17 protein-coding genes, 1 other RNA gene and 1 pseudogene are annotated in these 23,021 nt (G+C 57.5%); all 19 read right to left on the bottom strand.

Going from position 1 to position 23,021, the window contains the following annotated elements; genetic code table 11:
* Positions 1-47: 47 nt before the first annotated feature.
* Positions 48-1,255: pseudogene (locus VOI35_RS03580) on the bottom strand (DUF3322 domain-containing protein).
* A complete protein-coding gene (locus tag VOI35_RS03575) occupies positions 1,252-4,644 on the bottom strand; it encodes an ATP-binding protein (RefSeq protein ID WP_407276521.1) in 3,393 nt (1,130 codons plus the stop codon). The pseudogene VOI35_RS03580 and the gene VOI35_RS03575 overlap by 4 nt, the downstream one beginning before the upstream one ends.
* Complete coding sequence (locus tag VOI35_RS03570; protein WP_407276520.1) at positions 4,637-5,314, bottom strand: DUF4194 domain-containing protein; 678 nt, start codon at positions 5,312-5,314, stop codon at positions 4,637-4,639. The genes VOI35_RS03575 and VOI35_RS03570 overlap by 8 nt, the downstream gene beginning before the upstream one ends.
* Positions 5,315-5,339: 25 nt before the next feature.
* Positions 5,340-6,794, bottom strand: coding sequence for a DUF3375 domain-containing protein (locus tag VOI35_RS03565; RefSeq protein ID WP_407276519.1), 1,455 nt, complete (start codon positions 6,792-6,794; stop codon positions 5,340-5,342).
* Complete coding sequence (locus tag VOI35_RS03560; protein WP_407276518.1) at positions 6,791-7,159, bottom strand: hypothetical protein; 369 nt, start codon at positions 7,157-7,159, stop codon at positions 6,791-6,793. Before VOI35_RS03560 ends, VOI35_RS03565 begins: the two co-directional genes overlap by 4 nt.
* Before the next feature lie 58 nt (positions 7,160-7,217).
* A complete protein-coding gene (locus VOI35_RS03555; protein ID WP_407276785.1) occupies positions 7,218-10,400 on the bottom strand; it encodes a type I restriction endonuclease subunit R in 3,183 nt (1,060 codons plus the stop codon).
* On the bottom strand, positions 10,397-11,077 hold the full coding sequence (locus VOI35_RS03550) for a DUF4276 family protein (RefSeq protein ID WP_407276517.1): 681 nt from the start codon (positions 11,075-11,077) through the stop codon (positions 10,397-10,399). Before VOI35_RS03550 ends, VOI35_RS03555 begins: the two co-directional genes overlap by 4 nt.
* Position 11,078: 1 nt before the next feature.
* Positions 11,079-12,161, bottom strand: coding sequence for an AAA family ATPase (locus VOI35_RS03545; protein WP_407276516.1), 1,083 nt, complete (start codon positions 12,159-12,161; stop codon positions 11,079-11,081).
* Positions 12,158-13,879, bottom strand: a complete 1,722-nt coding sequence (locus VOI35_RS03540) for a restriction endonuclease subunit S (protein WP_407276515.1) — start codon at positions 13,877-13,879, stop codon at positions 12,158-12,160. The genes VOI35_RS03545 and VOI35_RS03540 overlap by 4 nt, the downstream gene beginning before the upstream one ends.
* Positions 13,866-14,267: a nucleotidyltransferase substrate binding protein gene (locus VOI35_RS03535; protein WP_407276514.1), complete on the bottom strand. Its 402-nt coding sequence runs from the start codon at positions 14,265-14,267 to the stop codon at positions 13,866-13,868. Before VOI35_RS03535 ends, VOI35_RS03540 begins: the two co-directional genes overlap by 14 nt.
* On the bottom strand, positions 14,260-14,463 hold the full coding sequence (locus VOI35_RS03530) for a hypothetical protein (protein WP_407276513.1): 204 nt from the start codon (positions 14,461-14,463) through the stop codon (positions 14,260-14,262). The genes VOI35_RS03535 and VOI35_RS03530 overlap by 8 nt, the downstream gene beginning before the upstream one ends.
* Positions 14,460-16,193, bottom strand: coding sequence for a type I restriction-modification system subunit M (locus VOI35_RS03525; RefSeq protein WP_407276512.1), 1,734 nt, complete (start codon positions 16,191-16,193; stop codon positions 14,460-14,462). The genes VOI35_RS03530 and VOI35_RS03525 overlap by 4 nt, the downstream gene beginning before the upstream one ends.
* Positions 16,190-17,290, bottom strand: coding sequence for a Fic family protein (locus VOI35_RS03520; RefSeq protein ID WP_407276511.1), 1,101 nt, complete (start codon positions 17,288-17,290; stop codon positions 16,190-16,192). The genes VOI35_RS03525 and VOI35_RS03520 overlap by 4 nt, the downstream gene beginning before the upstream one ends.
* 450 nt (positions 17,291-17,740) lie before the next feature.
* Positions 17,741-18,099, bottom strand: a transfer-messenger RNA (tmRNA) gene (gene ssrA / locus VOI35_RS03515).
* 220 nt (positions 18,100-18,319) lie between these two features.
* Complete coding sequence (locus VOI35_RS03510) at positions 18,320-19,078, bottom strand: DedA family protein (RefSeq protein ID WP_407276510.1); 759 nt, start codon at positions 19,076-19,078, stop codon at positions 18,320-18,322.
* The gene (locus VOI35_RS03505; RefSeq protein ID WP_407276509.1) at positions 19,065-20,897 is read right to left on the bottom strand and encodes a glycosyltransferase; all 1,833 of its coding nucleotides are present in this window, start codon (positions 20,895-20,897) and stop codon (positions 19,065-19,067) included. The genes VOI35_RS03510 and VOI35_RS03505 overlap by 14 nt, the downstream gene beginning before the upstream one ends.
* A gap of 10 nt (positions 20,898-20,907) precedes the next feature.
* Positions 20,908-21,429 (bottom strand): molybdenum cofactor biosynthesis protein B, encoded by a 522-nt coding sequence (gene moaB, locus VOI35_RS03500; RefSeq protein WP_407276508.1) that lies wholly within the window; start codon positions 21,427-21,429, stop codon positions 20,908-20,910.
* The gene (locus tag VOI35_RS03495; RefSeq protein ID WP_407276507.1) at positions 21,422-21,697 is read right to left on the bottom strand and encodes a DUF3565 domain-containing protein; all 276 of its coding nucleotides are present in this window, start codon (positions 21,695-21,697) and stop codon (positions 21,422-21,424) included. The genes moaB and VOI35_RS03495 overlap by 8 nt, the downstream gene beginning before the upstream one ends.
* Positions 21,679-23,016 (bottom strand): 30S ribosomal protein S12 methylthiotransferase RimO, encoded by a 1,338-nt coding sequence (gene rimO, locus VOI35_RS03490; RefSeq protein WP_407276506.1) that lies wholly within the window; start codon positions 23,014-23,016, stop codon positions 21,679-21,681. The genes VOI35_RS03495 and rimO overlap by 19 nt, the downstream gene beginning before the upstream one ends.
* Positions 23,017-23,021: the final 5 nt, after the last annotated feature.

Below are 23,021 nucleotides of genomic sequence, written 5' to 3'. Positions count from 1 at the left end.
GGCTGTGCTCCAGTTTTAATAAGACCGAATATAGTCCTTTTTTAGTCTCATGGCAAGGCGACTGAATTGGATGTGCCAGTGCCATCAAGGAGATGAAGGCGATGAGCTAGCCAGTGGAAGCCGATGTGCTCCTGCTCTAGCCGCAGTCCAAGGCGAATGCGGTTGTCGCGCAGGTCGTTGTATAGGGCTCTTTCCTCGGGCGTGAGTCGGTGCAAGTCCACACGGAGGGGCTTGTCCTCACTTCCCCAAAAAACAGCGTGCGCATCGAGTGTGGCTCTGTCCATCAAGAACGAAACCACGTGGTCAAAATGGCCACGAAGCTGATCCAGAATGCCAAAGCCATGCGTGTCGATATCGCCCAATAATGGATTGAGCAGTTATTCAACCAACGGCTGCGGGAAAGTGCATCCCAACCATAACCAGCACCAAAAATTACGATGGCATTACAAGCAGGCGGAAAGGCCAGGAAGTTTGTTTCGTTCTCCGTGATGAATACACGCTGCACGTCGAGATCCAAGCGACTGAAGCTATCGGCATCCAGCGTCACGTCAGGGGATACTGAGCCGGGCACGACCCGAAGCGACGGATCAAGAACGCGGAAGCGAATGCGCGTCGGCTTTTCCAGAAAGCCGTATCGAGCAGAAAACTGACTGATACCGGTTTTGCCAGAATCCACTGCATCGACTGGTAATGCCAGATCGAACAACTCAGCCAGCACGCCACGATGTGCTTCGATGAATTTGCTGTGAACCCCAGGCAAATCCACCTGCCGCAGATAAATGCCAGGACGTTGATGATCGACGAGCCATGTCACCACGGCCAGCAATTGAGGCCATTCGACGGACAGCTCCAGCGCCTGCTGCGGGCGCCTCTCCAACCACGGCAGCAAGGCTGGATGGGTTTGCCGAGTAGTGGAAAGCTGTGCCGAAAAGCGTTCCCAATCTTTGCGCTTACCTAACCAGGTCAACGCATCTTCTAGTGTCTCGACCCACACACAAGCCGGTAGCTTTTGCGCGCCCTGGACACGGTGCCTGAGCTCCTGCCACTCCACGCGTACTGAGCTCGTCGCGGCTAATTCGGCGGCCCATTCCCGAACTTCGTTAAAGCGATCTGTGATGTCCGCTGAAGTTGGGGACTTAAGAGACATGCGTAAGGGGAAACGCACATTGCCTGTTACTGCGTCTCCCAGCAGTTCGCCGCGCTCCCAAAGCCGCGCCAACTGTGCTTTCAATTCTTTTGGGCCAGTCCAAGTCACGGCTCAGACTCCTGCGCAGATTGGGCTGGTATCAAAGCCTTCTGCGCCCGGTATTCCTCGATGGACAGATTACGCAGCTTTGAAGCTCGCCCCCCTTCGTTATGGACGAAGCCAACACTGGAGACATAAGGCTCGATGATGTGGATTTTCTGCAGCGGCGTCACAATCAACAGTTGCAGATTGAGTTGCTGGAACAGCTTCAGTCCGTATTGGGCGGATTCATCAGAACCGCGCCCGAAGGCCTCATCAATGACCACGACGCGGAAGGAACGAGAACGGACCTCCCCCCACTCCAAGCCAAACTGGTAGGCCAGACTGGCGGCCAGAATGGTGTAGGCCAATTTCTCTTTTTGCCCGCCCGACTTGCCGCCGGAGTCTGAGTAATGCTCGTGCTCGCTGTTGTCCTCACGCCAGCGCTCGCTGGCGGCGAAAAGGAACCAGTTGCGCACATCAGTGACTTTCGCTGTCCAGCGGCGATCCTGTTCGGACAACCCTTCGCGCCCCCGGAAACGGTCGATGATGGCCTTGACCTGCAAGAATTTTGCTTCGGAATACTGGGCGTCACCCGAACCTGTGACAGCGCCTTCGGTGCAGGCGCGTAATTCCTGTTGAAAGTCGCGGATCTCGGCGTCAGGGCTGGCCTGCGACTCCAGCACGATGTAGCGGCCAGGGTTGTAGTCGATCTCGCCCAGCGATTTGTTGATGTGGGCGATGCGCTCCTTGATGATTTCGCGCTCACGGGCCAACTGAGCATTGAAGTTCGCGATTTCGTTGATGGTGTTGACGTTGAGCAGTTCCTTGAAGCGCGAAACAAAACGCGGCAGGTCGTCGCGGTTCAATTGCGTAAGCAGGTTTTCATATTCAAAGGTCGCTTCAAGGCTGGCATCCATCTCGGCCGTCTCCAGCTTGAATGTCTCCTTGAAGGAGGCCATGGCTTTGATGATCTTCTCCGCTAGTCGTTTGAGCTTCAAGTCCTCGGCGTCAATCTTTGACTGCCGCCAGGTGCGCACATCCTGCTCGCGGTTATCACAGGATTCAACCTTGAGTTGGTGTTCCCCCAACGCCTCGGCGCGCATAGTTTCGAGCTTTGCCAACAATGCATCGTCGATGACAAAACCATGAAGCCGTTCCATGGTTTGCTGTCGGAGATCTTGCGCGTCAGAGCGCCGCTGTTCCACTTTGGCGCGCTTCTCGCGCGCAGTTTGCAACTCTTCTCCTGTTTCTTTCTGCGCCTTCTGCAAGGAGCGCAGGTTTTCGTTCAACTGTTTGAGTACATCCGATGCTGACTCCAGCCGGTTGCGCTCATCCACCAACTGTGCAATTTCGGTGGCGACGCTGGCCCAATCCTGCTCGTCGAACGCCGTAAATTCTTCGAGACGGGTCAGCGCATCAAGACGGCTGGCGAGCTCATCACGTTGTTTCTGGATAATACCGATTTCACTGCCAACCTCGCCGAGCTGAGCTTCCAGCTGACGGCGCTTAGCCTCCAGTGCCGCAATCTTGGCGCTATTGCTCCAGCCAAGTACGTAGCGGCTGCGATCATCGATACGGTGACGATCATCTTTTTCGTGTCGGCCACTCGGGTCTTTGATCTGGCCCGCGCGGGTGATGGCGCGGGTTTCGCGACGGAATTGCTCTTGCGTGGCGCAACACGCGACGTCAAACCGATGGGCTAGTTCGCGTTCCAGCCAATCGTAGTACGGTGAGTCTGGCTTGATCGCCAACTTGCGTACCAAGGAATCACGGTGGAGGTCGGACAGTTCAGCGGACTTGCGTGACCGTACATGAAAGTACACCAGGCGGCCACGCAGATGGGCACCATCCACCCATTCGGCTACGGCCTTGTAATGCGCATCCGGAACCAGTAGCGCCAGGCCAAAGCCGCGCAGCAAACGTTCGGCAGCGCCTTCCCAATCGCGCTCGTCCTCACGCACCTGAATCAATTCACCAGCGAAGGGCATTTCCTCCACGTTTAGTCCTAGTGCCGCACACAACGTGGCGCGGATCTGGATCTGCTGGTCATCAATGTTGCTGCGTCGGCGCTTGAGGCTGTCGATCTCCAAAGTCTGTTGGTCATGCTCTTGCTTGCCTTGGCGCAAAGTCACACCGTGTTCGGTGAGGGTGTTTTGCAGATCAGCATCGCGGTTGCGTGCATCCTCGCGCCAGTTTTGATACTTGCCGCGCTGCACGACGAAGGTGGTGGTATCGGTCGCAGGTGGCTCACCCAGTACGGCGGCCAGTTCACCATAGCGACTGGCCTTGGCTTTACGGGTATCCCGCAGCTGCTCTTTTTTGCGAATCTCGATGGCAAGGCGCTCCAGCCGATCGCCGCCGTTGTCATTGATGGCCTGCTTCAGTTCATCTACTTGCTGGCCTTGCGTCTCCTGCGCAGCATCCAGTTTTTGTACTTGTGCATCCACGCGCTCCCATTCTTCAGCCAGCGAGCCCAGGCGTTTATCTATAAGCCCAAGCTTCAGGCCCGCAAAGTGGGGTCTCAGACTATCCCGGCATCCGCGCAGACTGTCGACCTCGGCTGCCAGCGCCTTGTGGCGGCCACAGTCATCAATCAGAGGCGTGAGCAATTCGACCTGCTGCTGGGTTTTCAGTACGGCCTGATGGGCGCGATTGAGATCATCGAAGTGGCCGATCAAGGCCTGCAGTCGCGGGCCAACCTCGAAGGGCTCAAGCATATGGCTGCGCACGAAGTCCGTCAGGTTGCCCACGGACTTCATCGACACCTTCTGGTGGAACAATTCCAGCGCCTGATCGTTTTCAATGCCGAAGCGCCGACGGAACCACGCCGCGTAGGGTGGAAAGCTGTCGTGCAATTCAGCGCCAAGCCCGCGCGGCTTCTTGCGCAACTGAGCAATGTCCGACCCGAAATGTGAAAAGTCAGTCGCAATCGATAGTGCACGCTCCGCGCCCAAGAAGAACCGAGCTGGTTGCCCCTGAGCCTCCTTCATCCAGAACACCTGCGCCAGCGTTACCGTCTGGCCGTAGCCTGCGTTGTGGAAAACACCCAAGATCACCGAGTAGCTGTTGTGGTTCCGCAGGCTCACCGGCTTGGCCGCGCCGGTAACCTCATTGCGCTCGGATTTATAGTACCCAAGCACATAGGAGCGCAGTGTTCTTTCCTTGCTGTCCGCTCCGGCGGCCTTGTTGTAGGCAATCCGATTGGCAGGCACCAGCAAAGTGGTGACGGCACCCACCAAGGTGGATTTGCCCGAGCCAATATCACCCGTAAGCAAGCCGTTCTTGCCATCTAGTTGCAGCGTCCACACCCGGCCGTCAAAGGTGCCCCAGTTGAATACCTCCAGCCGCGCAAGCCGAAAACCCGTCATCGTGTCATCGGCGCAGAAGTCCAGGCCGAGTGATTGTGGATTATTCATGGCCGGCACCTTCCTTGGCGTTGTTCACACCCGCCAGCTGAGATTGATACGTGACCAGGCGCGTATCGAATTCGGCCAGCCATTGGGCGTCGACAAAGGCTTTCAGAATCCGCCGCACCTCGAAAGTGGCGGGCCCGACTGCCGCGCCACCGGCGGGCTTGAGCTTCTGCAGAAAACCCAGTTCGGCCACCTTGTTGATCGTGGTCTCGATCTGATCGATCAGTTTGGCCTCGTTCGGGCCATCAGGCAGGAACACCCGCACCAGCTCCACGATGTCGTCGCGGGATAGCACCAGTCGAGTGTCCCCGCCACCCGCGTCGAACTCGGCCAGTTTCTTGCGCAGTAGGGCAAGCAACAAACTCACGGCGAAGGACAGCGGGCGGCGCGCCACCAAGCGGGGCAAACGCGGTGATGAATCATCGTCGGCAGGTTCGGGACGGCTTTTCAGGAATGCATAGCCTTCTGCCTCATCCAGCACTAGATCAAGATTCAACACCGCCACGTAATCACGGACACGTGCTTGCAGGTTCAGCAGAGCTGCCCATTGGCGTTCATCGCCATCCCGGTAGACGACACCTTTGAGCAAGCCGATCAGCAAAACCGACAAATCAGCGGCTGGAGACACCATCGGGTGTGCAGTCGGTGTTGTGCTCAAGAATTCCTCTTCCATCCCTTGCCTCAGCTTTTGTTCTTTTTCAGCGCGTGAAGATTACGCGGGGCAGCCGCGCACTGCGGGTGATGGTTTGGCCATCCGTTGCCACTGCCTGCCAGCGGATGGGTTCGGGGGTGTCTTCGTCCACCACGGTGCTGAATGCTTCACTGCCCAATTGCAGATAGGCCACCAACTCGGCCAGCCCCTGTTGTAAGGGCTGATTCGCTACCAGCTCACTCAAATTGATCTGTGCGCGATCTTGCAAAGCTTGGCGGATATGGCGGGCAATCCGCGCCTTGTCGACAACCACCTGATCGAACAATGCCGATGGGTCAATATCGTCATCACCCGTTTGCAAGGCCAGATCGACAATCACGGGTTTGATGGCTGGGGTGAACAGGGGCCGCTCCATTGCCAGCTCAATATCTGCGCAGGACTCAGCCATTTCCATCACGTTGCCAGGAGGGGGAGCATCGCGTAGCGCCAGCGCCTTGCTCTCGATGCCATGCAGAATGTCCATGATGCGGCGATTTTCCAGCCAAGCCTGATCGTCCAGAAAACGGCGCAACTGCTGTGACAAAGCGGCGACGGTGCGTTGGGCATGTTCGCCCGCTTCCATCCAGTCGTAATGCACGCGGCGGGTCCGGGTATCTGGGTTCAGGCCCGCCACAGCGGGCAGTGCGAGCACGCGATCCAGCAGCTCGGTCAATTCTTCTTGACGACGGCTGGATAGCAGAAAGTCCCAGAAGGCGCGAAAGCTCTTGCCTTGATCAGAATCGGCAATGGCATCGCGCTCGCCCATAATATCTTCCAACAGCGCGCCCTTGCTGCCTTCCCAGAGCGCGATGCGCTCGCGGACGCGCCGGTCCAACTGACGAAAGTTATGCTCCACCTCGCGAAAGTCAGTTAGCAGCTCGCGCGCACCTTGCATAAATTGCTGGAAGCGATCTTTCACCGCCGTGTCATCCAGCAGCGGCACATCGCCCGACAACACTCGGGCGATCTCGGCGTCGATGTCATCACGCTTTTTGTGCAGCTCGGCAATGCGCTTGGCCGGATCGGCCTCACTGCCTTCGCTCATCTGTTTGAGCAGGTCAAACAGCGTGAGCAGGCGGGATTCCGTGCCGACGAACTGCCGTTCGCTTAGCTGTGCCAGCCAGGCGATGGCCTTTTCGGTCGCGGGCGTCAAATCGAATTGCGCCTCGTCTGTGCCGGGGCTGTAGAACTTGCGCAGCCATCCCTTGTCGGGCGCGGCCCAATCGTTCAGGTACTCCAGCGCGGGTTTAGGAAATGCGCTTTCACCCACGTGCAGGCGCAAGGCATACAGCTCGTCCTCCAATGCTTCGGCCAAATCCGCCGCTGCCATCACCCGCACATTGGGTGCCACGAACACCCGCTGCAGAAAACTCGCCACCAGCGGTGCATGATCCGAACGCAACAGCCGCCACGCGGGGTGGTGGGTGCGCAGGGCATCCAAAGTGGCGTAGTCGAGGGTCATGCGGCGCTCGGCTCCTTAGGCGTGAAGAGTGCAGATTCGAAGGCTGCCCAAGCTGACTTGCGCAATGCAGCAGCTTCGGCGCGTTTAGTTTGCGCGCTTTCCTCCTGCGCGTGCAGTGCGTCCAGTACACCTTGCTGGCGTGCAATCGACAGAGTCGGAATGGGTAGACCTGCCACTTCCTTGCTGTTGATAGACGCCAAATTGGTGGCAGATGGTTGACCAAGTGCTGACTGGCCTCCCGAGCTTATGAGCACTGGCGCGGGTTGCTGCGGGCTTGCGGTCAGTTGTCCGAAATTTCCGGATAACTGACTTCTATCGCCCATCGCTGATATTGATGTCATAGACCCATGGGCGATATAAGCCATTGATTTTGTTGGCCAAACGGCGGTGCTGATCGTTTTCTATCGCCCATCAATCGCCTTTTCATTTTGACCACTCATTCGACAACGATTCTGCCTGTTTGAGTACCAGCTCCACAGCATCTTCTTCACCCGGGCCCGGGGGTGGGTACTTCCACTTCTGAAGAGTCCGTCGAACCAATATCCGAAGCCGCGCACGGACACTCTCTCGCACCTGCCAATCGACCGTCGTGCTAGCCCGCAATTTTTCTGTAATCTCGATGGCGATCTTCTTCAGGATGTCATCGCCCAACTCACGCACCGCGCTTTCGTTGTTGGCCAGCGCGTCATAGAAGGCGATTTCGTCCTGGCCCAAGCCCAGTGCGGCCTCGCGCTCCAGCACGGCCTGGAATTCCTTGGCCATCTGGATCAGCTCTTCGATGACCTGTGCCGTTTCGATGGCGCGGTTGTGGTACTTGCGCAGGGTCTCCAGCAGACGGTCGCCGTACTTCTTTTCTTGAACCACGTTGTTGCGCGCCCGCGCCTTGATTTCATCGCGCAGCAATTTTTCCAGCAACTCGACAGCCAGATTACGGCTTTCCATCTGGCGCACGTCTTCAAGGAACTCATCCGACAGCAGACCGATGTTCGGCTTGTCGAGCCCCGCCAGCGCGAAAATATCAGCTACACCGTCGGCAACTATCGCGTTGTCCAGGATCTGCTTCAACGCACTGTTTTTCTCTTCGTTGGATCGTTTCTTGTCCACCATGGTGAACTTGGTGATGGCCGCTTTGATCGCTGAGAAGAAGGCAATTTCCTTGCGCAGCGTGGCGGCTTCATCCAGCGTGCCGCACAGTGAGTAGGCCTTGGCCACCGCCACCATCGTGTCCAGGAAACGCTGTTTGCCATCCTTCAAACCCAGTAGATGGTTGGCACAGGGCACCAGCAAAGCCGCCGCATTGGTTTCGAACCCGCTGTAGTCGCAGCCGTGCATCATGCCGCGCATGATGTCCATCTTCTCGAGCAACACGGCCAGCGCTTCGGCGGCATTGTGTGTGGGGTCGCCTTTCCCCTTGGCTTCGGTGTAGGTCTTGAGCGCGGCCTTCAGTTCGTTGGCGATGCCGATATAGTCCACTACAAGGCCGCCCGGCTTGTTCTTGAACACCCGGTTCACCCGTGCAATTGCCTGCATCAGGTTGTGGCCCTTCATGGGCTTGTCCACGTACATGGTGTGGCAACACGGCGCATCAAAGCCGGTCAGCCACATGTCGCGCACGATCACCAGCTTCAGCGCGTCTTTGGCATCCTTGAAGCGCTTCTCCAGGCGCTTTTTCACCTGCTTGCTGTACAGGTGAGGTTGCAGCAATTCCTTGTCTGCCGCCGAACCGGTCATCACCACCTTGATGGCACCTTTTTCTGGATCGTCATCGTGCCAGTCAGGCCGCAGGTTAACGATGGCTTTGTAGAGCTGCGCGCAAATGTCGCGGCTCATGCAGACGATCATCGCCTTGCCATCCAGCGTCGCGCTGCGGGTTTCGAAGTGCTCGACCAAATCCTTCGCCACTTGCGCCAGACGCGGCTCGGCACCCACCAGCTTTTCCAAAGCGGCCCATTCGCTCTTGGTCTTTTCGCGACTGGCGATGTCTTCTTCGTCTTCCACCACCTCTTCGACCTGCTCGTTGAGCGCGTCGATCTCCGCCTGCTTCACATCCAGCCTGGCCAGTCGGCTCTCGTAGTAGATCGGCACCGTGGCACCATCGTCCACAGCATCCTGAATATCGTAGATGCTGACGTAATCGCCAAACACTGCGCGCGTGTCCTTGTCCTCCAATGCAATCGGCGTGCCGGTAAAGCCGATGAAGGTGGCATTCTTCAATGCATCGCGCAGGTGTTTGGCATAGCCGAACACGTATTTGCCCGTCTTCTCATCAAAGCGCCCCTTGGTGCCGTACTGGCTACGGTGCGCTTCGTCCGAGATGACCACGATATTGGCTCGGTCGGACAGCAGCGGGTGCTCTTCTTCCTCATCCAGCAGCGCAAATTTCTGCACCGTGGTGAAGATAATGCCGCCCGCCTGACGCGAAGCCAGCATTTCGCGCAGCTCATCGCGGCTGCCCGCCTGTAATGGCGTGGTCTTGAGCAAGTCACTGGCAGCGCAGAAAGTGGCAAACAACTGGCCATCCAGATCGTTACGATCCGTTACCACCACCAAGGTGGGGTTCTTCATCTCCGGCTGTTGCAGCAGCTTGCCAGCAAAGCAGGCCATGGTGATGCTCTTGCCCGAGCCCTGCGTATGCCACACCACACCGGCCTTGCGTGAGCCCGGCTTCACCTCTTTGCCATAAGTGGCGCGCTCTTCCCGTACCTCCAGCAGCCCCTTGTCGGGCGAACTTGCCGCGATCACCGTGGCGCGTACCGCCTCACGCACAGCATGGAACTGGTGATAGCCCGCGATCTTCTTGATTACTGCATCGCCATCCTGCTCGAACAGCACGAAGTGGCGGACGTAATCGAGAAACAACTCCGGCGCAAAAAAGCCGCGCACCACGGTTTCTAGTTCCAGTTGCAGGCGGGGGCGATTATCTTCATTGGCAATGGTGCGCCAAGGCAACATCCGTTCGGCATTGGCGGTGAGAGAACCCACCCGCGCCGTCCAGCCATCGCTGACCACCACCGCCTCATTGCTGTCGAACAGGTCGCTGATTTCGTCCTTGTAGGTTTGCAGCTGGTTGAAGGCATCCCAGACGTCGGTCTGTTCGTTGGCCGGGTTCTTCAGCTCGATTACCGCCAGTGGCAGGCCGTTGATGAAGGCCACCAGATCAGGCCGCCGAGGCTGTTTGGTGCCAGTGACCGTGAACTGGTTGATGACCAAAAATTCGTTGCGCTGCGGATTGGCGAAATCGATCAGGTGCACCAGATCGGTTTTTTTGCCCCCCTCGCCCGCAAGCGGGAGAGGGGCCGGGGGTGAGGGCTCAAACTCCACCGCCACGCCCGAAAGCAGCAGCCGATGAAAATGGCGGTTGCGCACCACCGCCTGCGGCTCGCTGATGGTTTGCACGACGTGTACCGCCTGTTCCAGCGCAGAGGTTGGAATGTGCGGGTTGATACGGGCCAGTGCTGCCAGCAGCCGGTCGCGCAGGATCACCTGCCGGTAATCGGCGCGCTCCGGGTTCGCACCGTCGGGCGCAATGTCCGGCCCATGCACAAACTGCCAACCAGTTTCCTGAAACCAGCCGATGCACAGATCTTCGAGTTGTTGTTCGTTCAGCATGGCTGTGCCAACCCGCGCAAACGATTCATCCATCCCTGAAAGTGGGCGCACTCCCGTTCCATGGTTTCCAGCGAAATGTGTGCCGCCGCCCGTGGTCCGTGAGTCGTTTTCTTGTAACTGGGGTGCAGCAGGTTTTCCAGCCGCTTCGAAGGCTTAGTGTCATAGCCATCGTTGATGTGCTCGGGGCTGTCGAACGACTCCCGTACCGTCCGGAGTGCGCCTAACGCTTTACTCCAGGTGGGTTCTGTCGCAGCCAGCACGTCCACATCCGAAAACAGCAAACCTTCGTATTCGTATGGCTGAATGTGCGGCAGAAACCGGTCGGCACGGCAGCCAACATGCTCAACCACAGCACGGTGCAAAGCCTGCTCAAGCAAGGCAACGCGTTGATGTACGTCCGCCAGTTTTTGGCTTTCCTCAAACGCGGGGAAGTCTGTGTCCAGACCATACAGGTCAATAAAGGAAGAAAGCACTGCATCCGGCTTCTGTCTCAAGGTATTGCGGGCGTTGAGAAAAAACCAATCGATGCTCAGCGCTCCACCCTTTCCAGACTGTGAGGTCTTTAGTAGCTGTGGTTTCAGATAAATCTGCAGACCATGCAGTGCCGGTGCCACGACCTGCTTGATGAAGCGCTCTTCCGTCGGGCCTTCTGCGAAAACAATCACCTCGCGCATATCACGGCCTCCCGCCCAGGACATTGCGCTTCCACAGTTCACCCAGCGCGTAGTCTTGAAGCCAGTCGCTTAACTCTGCTTCGTTCAGGCGCTTGAAGGTAGAGGCACCATTTTCTTGATCCACCACAATCACGTCGTCTGGTGACAGCTCGTTGATGAGTTCCACCGACTGCGTGGAAACAATCAACTGCTTGTCCTCTGCCACCTGTTTAAAAATGTCTGCCAAGACGTTTACGGCGTAGGGATGGAGCCCCAGTTCCGGCTCGTCAATCAGAATGGTGTCGGGCAGCAATTTCACTGGTTGAAGCAGAAGCGTCGCCAGACAGATAAAACGCAGGCTACCATCGGACAGCATGTGCGCTTTGAGCGGTGTATCAGGACGGCCCTTCTGTACCCACTCCAGTTCTACATACTCTGGCTCACCCGTGCGGTGCACAAAGTCATCAAAGAATGGCAGAACCAATCGAATGGTTTCAACGATCCGTGCGTACTCATCCGGGTATTTCTCATTCAGCATCCGCAGGTAAGCTGCAAGATTCGCAGCGTCAATCTTCAGCCGAAGGTTGTCATTGATGGCGTGCTGTCGCTTAACTTTGGCTGTTTCACTGGTGTCATGAAAGTGATAAACGCGCCAACTACTGATTGCTGGCCGAACATATGGGGAATAGCCATCCTTCGCCTCTTTCAGCTTTGATTCAGCATGTGTTGTGCCCAATACAACGCTTGAAGGATTAGGGTAATAAACACCCTTGAACCAACTAACTTCACTTTCAAAAATTAGCCGATTGTCCGATGTGGGTACTAAATCGAATTTGTAGCCGTTATTGGCAAAGTAAAACTCCGCATGCAAGCGTTCCGTTGTGCTGCGGCCGAAATACAGCAAAGCGTCCGGGCCACCTTGCTTTTGAATGTAGAGCTGGAGTTGCTGCTCATACATTTCATTGAGCAGCCGGAAGAGGCTGATGAAATTGCTCTTGCCTGCACCGTTGGCGCCGATCAGCACATTGAGTGGGCGCAGTTCAAAATCCTCCAGCTTGGCGATGGATTTGTAACCCTTGATCGTAATTTTCTGAATATGGGTCATGCCATGGCCTCCAAATTGGAAGATAAGTTTTCAACGGACAACTCGCCGGAGAGGAGTTTGGGGAGAAGGGTGTCGCGGAGGGCGGCCAATTCCCTATTTGCTCTTCTCATTTCCAAAACGTGATCGAACATAGGTGCGGAAATCCTATGAAATTCACGTAGCAGGTTCTCGCTCGGTATTGGTAAGGAATCGGACACGACAAGCTCGGGGCGGACTGCGGGGTAGGCTCCGCCATCGGCAAGATGGGCCAGACGCTCAATATTTGCATCTGCTGTTGCGGCGAGATACACGTATTCACGCAGATAACTCTTTCTGGGATGCAGTACTGCAAATCCAGCGCTCCCGGTAAGGCCCGCTTCACCAACAAGCGCAAAGGAGCGATTGCCAGGCCGAACGGTGCCGATAATCGTGTCTCCATCTTTCAAAATCCGGCGGGCTCGACTTGGAATATTCGCGCCTTCCATCGTTTGTACTTCGATGACCTCACCATTCTTGGTGTTGGCCAAATCAATGTACTTCACTGATGCAGGCAGAGTCTTGGCGCTCCAGCTGTCGGCGTTCAAATCACAGACCGCAGAAAGTGCGCCGGGCGCCCACCCCCTCGGAATCTCCCCCAACTCCGACTCTTCCATCTCATCCGGAAACAGCGCGGCGGTGGCGGCGAGTTGTTGGTATTGCTCGGGCGGCAGGGTGTCGAGTTCGGCGTCGGGCTTGCCGCTGATGGCGCTCATGGCGGCACGCAGTATTTTTTCCTCCCTCTCCTTCCGGGAAAGGTTCGGGGCGAGGTTCCGCCTGGCGGCGATCTTGGCTTTGACTGGGTCGAAATCGACAAACCACGACTTGAAGACGGCTTGCGCCATGGCTTCGAGTGTTTGGTTGATGCGGCGGTTGAGGTCGATTTTATTGTCAAGCCCGCCCAGAATTCCGACGATCTTGTTTTGTGTTGCTCTGGGTGGTAGTGATATTTCAAATGCAGAAAAATGGCCTTTGTTCAGAATCGGTGTTGCAGACCCACTTGCTGCAGCCTTTAGTTCTTGCTGCCTTACTGACAAGTCGTAATAGACGAACTCCGCATTGAATCTTGATTCGTCCACGGCAATCGTATTTATTTGCTGATTGGTCACGCTTGCTCTAGCCAGTAAAGCGGCTTTGCCCATATCAGACCCGATACATGAAACCGCTACAGATCGCGCTGGCATCAAGGAGGATCTGACAGCATTCAGGCCGATCTCATTCAAATATCTGTCTGTCTCGGTTATCCACTTTTTGCCGTTCATGTCTCCGGGTGTTAGAAATGGAACCGTACCCCCGAATCCGTCACCCAGCGAGGAAGGCGGAGTTTTCCCCGTCTTAATTGGTCCCAATTCGCCAAGGGTGCAGGTTTGCCACTCAGCAGCCATACCCCAACCCCGCCCAGCCTTCTGCACCACTACCTTATCTCGCTCAACAATCTTCCTGAACGATTCACTGGTCGTGGCCCAATCCACCACATCCACCTTGTAGGGCAAGTCGGAATCTTCAAAGGCTTCTTCGAGCAGGCCCAGTGTGCGAAAGCTCAGCGGTGTTTCACCCACAATGCACAAATCCAGATCGGAATACTCTTTCGCCAGCCACTTGGCACGGGAACCAAAGGCCCAGACTTCGCGCTCAGGCACGTGCTTTTGCAGAATGTCCTGAACGATTTTCAGGTGATCGGCACGAACATCAAGCAATGGCATTTTTGAGCCTTTTCAGGAGATCCTGCGCATCAGGAATAAACGCCGGTATTTCAGCAAAGACGCGAGCGGCCAATGGGGGATCGTAAGTATGTGAAGTCTTGTTCCTCGATTCCAGATGGCGCATCCAGCTTTCAGCATCGGCAATCAAGCCATATTTGGCACCTTCACGAATAAAGGTTTTGTTATTGGCGGCTATATCGTCCAAAGCAAATTTCTCTTTGAGTACCCGCAGAATCATTTTGCGCGACAAATCCATGGCCACTTCAAATCGCTGAATCACGCCATCGCGCACGGTCAGAAGTTGTGGATGTTGCTCGTGTTCGCGCAGGCCCTCTTCGAGCGCTGCAATGGCTTTTTCCAGCACATCAAAACTGAGTGATTCAGACATGATTTTTTCTCTCCAACTCCAGATAAACCACATATTCCCCTTGATCATCTATCGCTAAAAGCTTGCCCTCCTGCAAGGCAAGCAGATGCTCTGGCTTTATCCGAAGTAGCTGACTTGCCCAGCGTTTTCCAAATGGCTGCTCGGTTTCTTCCGTGTCGAAGACTTCATCGACAACAGCGATATACTCGTCTTTCATAGCAAATACCCCAACCCCGCCAAGTTCTTTTTGATCTCCCCCTCCAGCTTGGCGCTTTCAGCAAACTGCTCGGACAACTGCGCCGTCAGCCGCGCCATCTTGTCGGCGAAGCCTTCGCCGTCGTCCTCCTGCTCTTCCGCGCCCACATAGCGCCCTGGCGTCAGCACATGCTCGTGCTTGCGGATGTCGTCCAGCGTGGCCGAGTAGCAGAAGCCGGGGATGTCTTGATATACCCCCTCTCCCCGACCCTCTCCCGCAAGGGGAGAGGGAGAAGAAAGTTGCCAGGCATGGAAGGTGTCAGCGATCTTCTTGATGTCATCCACCGTGAAGTCGCGCAGCACCCGGTCTTTCATGTAGCCGAGCTGGCGGGCGTCGATGAACAGGAACTGGCCGCGCCGGTCGCGCTTGGTTTTGTTGAGCGACAAACCATTGCGCTTGTCGCGGGTGAGGAACCAGATGCAGGCCGGGATTTGCGTGTTGGTGAAGAGCTGACCGGGCAGTGCGACCATGCATTCCACGTAGTCGTCCTCGATCAGCTTTTTGCGAATCTCACCTTCGTTATTGGTGTTGCTGCTCATCGAGCCATTGGCCAGCAGCAGCGCCATGCTGCCCGCCGGGGCCAGGTGGTAGAGCATGTGCTGCAACCAGGCGAAGTTGGCGTTGCCCTGCGGCGGGGTGCCGGCGATCCAGCGCGGGTCGTTGGCGAGCTTTTCGTTCCACCATTCCTTCATGTTGAAGGGCGGGTTGGCCATAACGAAGTCGGCACGCAGGTCGGGGTGCAGGTCGTTCAATAGCGTATCGCCGGGTGCGCCGCCGAAGTTGAAGTCAATGCCACGGATGGCCATGTTCATGGCGGCCAGGCGCCAGGTGGTGGGGTTGCTTTCCTGGCCGTACACGCTGATCTGGCCTTTGTTGATCTTACCGCCGTGCTGTTCGATGAACTCTTCGCTCTGCACAAAAAAGCCGCCTGAGCCCATGGCCGGGTCGTACACGCGGCCCTTGAAGGGCTGCAGCATTTCCACGATCAGCGTGACGATACTCTTGGGCGTGTAGTACTGACCGCCTTTCTTGCCTTCGGCCAGCGCGAACTGGCCGAGGAAGTATTCGTAAACATGGCCGAGGATGTCTTTGCTTTTCAGGCTCAGCGGCTGGCCGTTGTATTCCTTGCGGTTGAAGTCGGTGTTGGAGAAGTGGGCGATCAAGTCGGCCAGTTTGTGGCTGTCGATCTGGGTGCGGGCGAAGTCTTTGTTGAGCACGTTCTTGAGCTTTTTCTCGTTTTCGCGCTCGATCGCCTCCATGGCGTTGTCGATCAGCCAGCCCACGCTGCGCATTTCTTCTGGCTCGTCCTTACCGGGCTTGTTCCACGGCAGCGGCGCTTTGGGCGGCAGTTGGGCGCAGTCGCGCAGGGTTTGCCAACGCGCTTCCAGCGGCACCCAGAAGACGTTTTTCTCGGTGTAGTAGTCGCGCACCTCCAGCTCGGCGGCGAGGTGACCTTCGTAGTCGTCGGCGTAGTCCTCCGGGGCCATGTAGTAATCATGATCGGGATTCTGGAACTGCTCGCGCAGCTCTTTCTGCCGTTCCTCGAAGGCGTCGGAGACATATTTCAGGAAGATCAGGCCCAGCACCACATGCTTGTAGACGGCGGCATCCAGGTTGGAGCGCAGTTTGTCGGCGGCGGTCCACAGCTTTTTTTCGAGGTCGTTGAAGAATTGTTGTTCGATGGGGTTCATTGCTTTTTCCCTGTTGAATTCGATGGGGCCGTGACGGATGGCCCGATGGATGGCTGTATCTGTTCCCACTTGGCCGCGCGACCTTTGCCCGTTGGCGTGATTAGCCCTTCAGCTTTCATGGCACGCAAGACGACGCGGACCATGTCGCGGCTGATGCCGGGGCAGGCCTCTTCGATTTCCGAGATCGAGAACGGCAGGTTCCTCTTGAGGATTTCGGCGCGCACACGGTCGCCCTTGGCGCCGCGCCCGCGTTCGATGGTGCCGACGCGCTCTTCGAATTCCTTGTAGGCGCGCAGTAGTGCGCCCCAGAAGTAGTCGAGCCACGGGGCAATATTGTGGGCGCCTTCATGCCAGCCTTGCGAGCTGGCCTCCAGCGTTTCGAAATAGCTCTCTTTCGACTCTTCGAAGATACGCTCCAGACTGATGAAGCTGCCTACCGCGTAGTCAAAGTGATAAAGCAACTGCAGGGTCAGCAGCCGCGCCATGCGGCCGTTGCCATCCGGGAAGGGATGTATGCAGAGGAAATCGAGGATGGCCAGCGGAACCAGCACCAGCGGGTCGGCCAGATGTTGATCCAGCGCCGTGCGGTAGCGTGCAATCAGGTCGGTCATCGCCATGGGCGTGAGATGCGCCGCCACGGGCCGGAAGCGGATGCGCGAGCTGCCATCGGGGTGGCGTTCAACGATGTCGTTATTCGTGGCTTTCCAGTGCCCGCCCGGCTGTGGCATGTAGCGATACAGAATGCCGTGAAGCTGCAAGACTGTGCCTTCCGAGAATGGCATCTGCTCGCCGCTTTCGTGGATCAGACCCAGTGCGTCACGATAGCCTGCGACCTCTTGCTCTGAGCGGCTCTGCGGTGTGGCGTTTTTGAGCACCAGCGACTTCAGCCGGTGCGCCGCCACCACCACGCCCTCCAGTCGGTTGGATGACTCGGTGGACTCCACCACGGCCACCTGCCGCAAGTCGCTCAGCACCTCCGGCGACTGTGCCACGTACAGCTGCTGCTTACCCCGGTACTCGCCCAGAGCGCGCAGCGTCGCCAGTTGCTGGGCATCAAAGCGCAGCTTGGCGAGGTAGTCGGGCAAGAGTGAGTGCATGAAGGATCTCGGGAGCCGTAAATGGGGTAATCGTATCCTTAATTGGGGTAATACGCTATGCCATTGCCCCTATAAATGAATGATCACCTGTAGTAGTCGCGACTTGATCTGACAGTTACCGGGTTTTCGGAAGCGACTGTCAGGTCAAGTCGCGACTACTACAGAACCCGTGGGCTGGATCAGCAGATACATGCCCGTCAGAAAGCTTGATCGGCTTGGCTTCAGCCTTGGTTTTGCGAATAGCTACTTCAGTAAGCGGCATGGCTTAGCCTCCACAGGAAACGGGCTGGGGGTATTGGATCAGGGGAACGGGCATAATACCCCTACAATACCCCCAATCAGGATCGGATACCCCCAGAACCCAATGGAACCCAGCATGTAACAAAAAACCCACGAAGCTTTAGCTATCGCGGGTTTTCGTAAGTTTCCGGAACTCGCCGGAAGTAATTTTGGTGGAGGTGGCGGGAATTGAACCCGCGTCCGCAAATCCTACGCTGTCGGTACTACATGTTTTTCCTGCTGATTGTTTTAACCGGCGGCTACCCAACAGGCGGGGAAAACCGACGGCGATTCCGGTAGGGTTTTAACCAATCCGCGCCGGACGCACTTTTTGGCGATCTTGTGAGAATCGACGCCTGGAACCTGAACGCACAAGCACGGCTTCAGTCAGACGGCACCCTACTGGGGTTTAGGCAGCGAGTGCGTAGTTGTCGTCGTTGGCAACTAAATTTTTTGCAGATTTTTACGAGGCTCTACCCCTCGACATGCACCTAGAGTTTCGTGACCCGCGTCGAAGCCATGTCACCCCCTGGGTATGCGTTGATGGATTCACGGGGAAAAAGTTCAAGCCCCTGCCCAACCGGCGAGAGGAACCCGCACCCAAACGCGAATGGGATTCTACGCGCATCGCGCAGTGCGGCAAAGCGTCGCGTGTCGTCCGGCACCTTAACTCAAGCGAAGAACGAGGAGGTAAACCGGGGATCGAATACCGACAGCGGTGCGCGATTTGCCGCCCCACCCCGATTCGGCTCAACGCGCAGTCCAGAAAAAAATCAACAGAATCAAAGCGATCAGCGCACCGACGGTGACTCCAAAATGGGCGCGAACAAAGCGCTCCAGGCGAACTTCTGCGCGGTCTAAGTCGGCGCGCCAGCGAATAAAGCGATAGATTGCCCAGGCGGACAAAAGGATAAATCCGATCAGCGCGGCGAGCGGCCAGCCGTAACGGCGCACCCAACCGATGATGAGGGGCAGGTAATTCCCAAAAAAATAGCCAACGAGGATGAACTGGCTGATGCCGATAATGACCGCTGGGGTATTGAAACGCAGGAAGGTACCGTAATCCAGCCGGAAAATGCCGGCCAATGCAGGGGTGATCCAAGATAGCGGGCCGGATAATCGGGCGATGAACACGGCCATGGCGCCATGACGGGCGAAAAAGTCCGCCCCGCGCGCATAGTTTTGTGGATGAAACTGTTTGCCAATCAAGGGCCAGCGCTGCAGGTGGGTGAAGAGGCCGATGCCATAGCGTCGGCCAATGCCGTAGCTCAGGTTGTCGCCGAGAATTCCGCCCGCAAACAACGCGGCCATGACGCCCCAGACATTGAGCACGCCCATTCCCGCGAGCACGGCGCCCGCCAGAAAGACGACTTCCCCCAAGATGAACAGTGAGAACGGGATCAGGGTTTCGAGCAAAGCGCCTGCAAACAGCAAGGCATAGGCCGTGCGTTGATGCGCCTGCAAGAAAGCGGCGAATTGCTCGAAAGAGCCCAGGTCATCGAATGACATCGTAACCGCGATGGCGCTTGTAACGCATCGGCATGAGTGCTTCGACCAACCACTTGAGGCTTTGGCGCAGGTAGCCATTGGCCTCAAAGCGCCGGGTAGAGGTTTGCACGAATTCGGTGGGGACAAAGAAAAATCGCCCGTAGCGCAGGCACTCGCGAATGAAGGTCAGGTCTTCGGCGAAATTGAGTTCCGGATGAAAGCCGACCCCGCGCGCGATCGGCGTTCGGGCAATCTGGATGGCATACGAGCTGCGGGTGAACCGATGCAACCCGTCATACAGGGCGAACCAGGCACGCGCGCGCCAGCGGCGATCCGGGAAAGGCCGCACGGCCGTGGTGCCGACCGCCTGCCCTTCGCCCTGCCGATTGAGCCAGGTGTTGAAATGCAGCAGGGCTCCGGGCAACAAACGGGTGTCGGCGTCACAGAACACCACCCATTGCGATTGCGGATCAACGGCGGCCAGTCCGGCATTTTTGGCGTTCGACACGCCCCGTTCGCTCTGGATGACCCGATACGCACAAGGTAACTCCGCCCGCTCAAGATACGATTGCGCAATGGCCAGGGTGCCATCGGTCGAGCCGTTCTCGACGACGATCACCTCCCACCGCCCCGCCGGATAATGCTGGGCGAATAACGCATCGAGCGTGCGACCCAGTTCCGCTGCTTCATTGTGCGCGGGAACGATGATGCTGAAAAAATTCTTGAACACCAGCGGCGCGAGCACGGCATCGATCCGCTTGAGGGATTCGGCGGTACGCCACGGCGGCTGGAAACGGGCGGTTCGGTGGATGTCCTGCACGGCATCCGGCAGCGCCCAATCCTGGGTTTGCGGGCGGGTCGCAAAGTAGCCCAGCCCCCCCAGATAGAAACCCAGATACTCCTGCTCGGTCTGGTTCGGCGTCGGGATGAGCAACGCGGGTTTATCGTGCTCGACCAGATCCATCACCGTGGTATAGCCTGCCCGCGACACCACGCAACGGGCGCGATTGAACAGGGTTTGCCGCAGATCGCCACTGGCCAGAGGATATATGGTCAGATCCGGCATCTCATAGGCGGCGTAATCGGCGGGGTTGGCATTAGCATCGCCAAGCACGAATACCTTGCGCCCCGGCATCGAGCGCGCCTGTTCCAGCAAACCCCGCACAAAAGCGCCCTTGTGCTCCTGCAGATAGCCGCTAATGACAAACAAGAAATCAATATCCTGTTCGGTCTCGGGCGGCGGCGGCGGATAGGAGGACAGGATGCCGATGTAATCATGCCGCGCGCCATGCAGCACCGGGGTATGCGACAGATTGCCGGCAAGGTTCAAACTGGGACAGGGGTAGTCGGGAATCAGGATGGCGTCGAATTTTTTGAGCGCGCTGACATTCAGCCAGTCGCTCAGCCAGCCCACTTCGCGCAGGCCTTTCGGCGGAATAAAGGCAATCTGGTGCGACAGAATCACCGAGGGCACGGCCGAATGGAAAATGCCATAACGGCCATCGCTGAATATCACATCAAACTGCGCGGCAATCGCTGCGAATCGACGATTTTCAGCGGAAATCCGCCGCCAAGTCTGGAAGAGATCCCAGGCCAAATACATATAAAAACGCCAGCCCGTCCCGCGTTCCAGCGGCGGGTAATCCGGCCAGTCCTCGAAAACGACCGAGGCGTCCGCCAACTCCATGCGCAAGAACGCCAAGGCGTTGCCGGTGGAAATCACCGTGAGTTGATACCCCTGGGACAAGAAATGCCGCATCACCACCAGGCTGCGCGTGGCATGACCCAGCCCAAGAGAGCTGACCGCGAACAAGGCGCGCGGGCGCGTGGGTTGATTCATGAGGCTGCGCTTATTGTTCGGTCAAACGCGGCATCAGTTCGACCATATTGCAGGGCGCGGTGCGATAGTCGAGCTGCGCCGCAATCACCATGTCCCAGGCATCGGCACAGGCGCTGGTCGAACCCGGCAACACAAACAGATAGGTGCCATTGGCGACCCCCGCCGTGGCGCGCGATTGCAGGGTCGAGGTGCCGATCTTCTGCCAGGACACCATGCGGAAGATCTCGCCAAAGCCTTCGATTTCCTTATCAAACAGCGGGATAAGTGCTTCCGGGGTCCCATCCCGCCCCGTCAGGCCCGTGCCGCCAGTGCTGATCACGACCTGACAGTGGGGAGCGGCAATCCAGCCAGAAACCACCGCCCGAATCGCATATTTGTCGTCGCGAACGATCTGCCGTTCGTGCAATCGATGACCGGCGGCCGTCAGACGCGCCACCAGCAGGTCGCCGGAGCGATCGTCTGCCAGGCTACGGGTATCCGATACGGTCAGCACCGCAATATTGAGCGGCAAAAATTCACGCGGCTTATTCATCAACAGGCTCCGTCAAGGGCAAGCAAGATTCTGGCGGTGGTGGCGGGTCGGGTGGCAGGCCGTCGCGGCATTTCACGCAGGGCAACAAACTGCCGATCATGCGGGCACGCCCCGCCGCCGTACGCACCCAGGGACGATCAACCCAGGGCGGATTATCCCGCGTGTGTTGATGATGTCCGCAGGCCAAGCGCGCCACACAATCCCCAAGTGTATCGCGATGAAATGACAGTATCGCTTTCGGCGGCGCCGTCAGCAGGGTTCGCCCCATAAATCATGCTCATCGGCTGCGGTGATGGTCACTTCGACAAAATCACCCGGCTGAACATCGGTGATTCCCGGCAGAATCACGACGCCATCGATCTCCGGCGCATCGGCAGCGCTACGACCGATCGCGCCATCGTCATCGACCTCGTCGATCAGCACATCGACCGTCTGGCCAATCTTGCGCTGCAATTTAGCCGCACTGATTTCCGCCTGCCGCGCCATAAATCGCGCCAGCCGCTCCTGCTTGACCTCTTCCGGCACCGGATTGGGCAGCGCATTGGCAGTGGCTCCATCGACGGGTGAGTAGGCAAACGCGCCGACTCGATCCAGCTGCGCTTCATCCAGAAAATCCAGCAGTTGCGCGAAATCGTCCTCGGTCTCCCCCGGAAAGCCGACGATGAATGTTGAACGCAGCGTCAAATCTGGACAGGTTTCCCGCCAGCTACGCAGGCGTGCCAGCACATTTTCACTCGATGCCGGGCGCTTCATCGCCTTGAGAATCGCCGGGCTGGCATGCTGGAACGGAATATCGAGATAGGGCAGTACCCAACCCTCCGCCATCAACGGGATAACCTCATCGACATGCGGGTACGGGTACACATAATGCAGGCGAATCCACGCATCCATCTGCCCCAGTTCGGCCGCCAGCTCCTTGAATCGGGTCTTAACCGGCTTACCGCCGAAAAAATCGAGCTTGTATTTGGTATCCAGCCCATAGGCGCTGGTATCTTGCGAGACGACGAGCAACTCGCGCACGCCCGCATTGACCAGATTTTGCGCCTCGGTCAGCACCGAGCCAATCGGGCGGCTGACCAAATCCCCGCGCAGGCTGGGGATGATGCAGAAGCTGCAACGATGATTGCAGCCTTCGGAGATTTTGAGATACGCATAATGGCGCGGCGTGAGTTTCACGCCCACGGCATCGGGCTTGGGTGCGGGCACCAGATCGGTGAAGGGATCGTGACGGGGCGGCAGGTATTGATGCACCGCCCCCATCACCTCACCATAAGCATGCGCGCCGGTGATGGCCAGCACGCTCGGATGCCGCGCACGAATCAGCGCCCCCTCGTCCCGCCCGCCCAGGCAACCGGTGACGATGACTTTGCCATTTTCCGCCAGCGCCTCGCCGATCGCGTCGAGTGATTCTTCCGTCGCCGAATCGATAAACCCACAGGTGTTGACGATCACGAGATCGGCGTCGTCATAACTGGGCGACAGATCATAACCCTCAGCCCGCAACTGGGTGAGGATGCGCTCGGAATCGACCAATGCCTTCGGACAACCCAGGCTGACAAAACCAACGCGCGGCGCAGATGCACTCATGAATG

Origin of the sequence: Halothiobacillus sp. DCM-1 (assembly GCF_045689735.1) — a bacterium.
GTDB lineage: Bacteria > Pseudomonadota > Gammaproteobacteria > Halothiobacillales > Halothiobacillaceae > Halothiobacillus.
This window is presented reverse-complemented; position numbering and strand designations above follow the sequence as displayed.